The sequence below is a fragment of the Candidatus Latescibacterota bacterium genome (genome assembly GCA_019038625.1).
In the GTDB taxonomy this organism is placed as follows: domain Bacteria; phylum Krumholzibacteriota; class Krumholzibacteriia; order Krumholzibacteriales; family Krumholzibacteriaceae; genus JAGLYV01.
Genome location: JAHOYU010000124.1, coordinates 1 through 1585, shown reverse-complemented (window position 1 = coordinate 1585; position 1585 = coordinate 1). Strand labels below are relative to the sequence as shown.

The 1585-nt window shown below is 52.2% G+C and carries 1 pseudogene; it reads right to left on the bottom strand.

Annotation, left to right across the window (positions count from 1 at the left end):
• Positions 1-1206 (bottom strand): annotated as a pseudogene (locus tag KOO63_09955) (IS256 family transposase).
• Positions 1207-1585 lie beyond the last annotated feature (379 nt).

Genomic DNA, 1585 nt, shown 5'->3' with positions numbered 1-1585 from the left:
GTTTTCCCTTCTCTTTTGCGTTTGGGCCTGTTCCAAATCGTCCATCACAAGATAGCGCATACGAGCGCATTGCCAACTTTCATGCATCTCAATTAACTGAGCCCCGGCAAGCCGGTCGCAGGAGCTAGCGTTGGGAAAGATTCCAACTACATGTGTACGCCGTTTAATTTCCTTCATAAGACGCTCCATCATATTGGTTGTGTAAACCCGCTTACGGTGTTGGCTGGGCAGCTCGTGTACCGCCAAGGTCTCCTCGAATTGTTCGCGGATCTGTTTGGCCGCCTTGGGATAATCGCCCTCCCAACGTTCGCAAACGCGCTCAGCTTCGGCCATACAGATTTTGACGTCGTCGAATTTGCGGGCGGCGCGAAGTTCCTTGGCTAAAGCATCTTTATGCTTATGGCCTACGCGGCCTAACACATTGCGCATGAAGTGGGTCCAGCAACGTTGCCACGACACCCCGGCGAACTGCGTACGCACAGCAGCCCTAATTCCGGCATGTCCGTCCGAGACAAGCCATTGCACACCATTTAGGCCGCGCTGCTTAAGTTCGCGAAACACCTCAGTCCAGGTGGCTTCCGATTCCACATCCGCCATGCGCCAAGTAAGAATTTCGCGGCGGCCCGCATCGTTAACGCCCGCAACGACCAGGATGGCTTGGTTAACGACACGCCCCTTCTTGCGGACTTTAACGTAGGTCGCATCCACCATGACATACGGCCATTGATGCTCGTCCAAACGACGATCACGAAACTCGGCAAGCTTCTCATCCAGCTCCTGGGCCACGCACGATACAGTCGAGGCCGACAGTCCAAAACCGCCCATCTTTTCAAGCACCTTACGAACTTTGCGAGTCGATACGCCCATGAAATACATCTCAGCACACGCCACCAAAAGAGCGCGTTCGGTTCGCTGCCATTTGGCGAACAGCATTGGCGAATACGGCTCAACCCCGCGCGCCTGAGGTACTTGCAATGCCAACTGGCCCACGCGGGTCTTTAGTGAGCGCTTCTTGTAGCCGTTGCGATGGCCTCGGCGCTCCTTCGTACGTTCATGGCGCTCAGCGTTCAAATGCTGACAAAGCTCCTCTTCCATCACACGCTTCGCCATCACCTCCAACATCGTCTTGAAAAGATCCTCATCGGTATGCTCTTGAATTTCGTCCAAATACCCGTCAAAATTGTTCTTGGTCATCGTTCGCTCCTTCTGTTGTCTTGGTTGATTTTGACTTCACCAAGATTGGAGCAGACGATGGCCTCTTTTGTCTACTCCTTTTTACAGAAGGTTTCTTACACTATCAATCAATCAGTCTTGATTGCCGTCATTCACAGTTTCCACCAGAGTCAATTCGCGTTCATTAGCGTACGTTAGCGGTTGGTTCTTCTGGCCCTTAATTAGATTAACCGCGAATGCACGTCAATACACGCGAATATTCTTTCGCTCATTCAATCCGTTGTGATTAGGATATGTTTTTCTGCGCGAAGAGATCTCTCCCTTTGGTCGAGATGAGAGGTGGGGGAAATTTCTTGCGTGGGGATGGGAAACGGCGGAGTTGCTAGTGGCGGAGAACCGGGCTAAACAGACT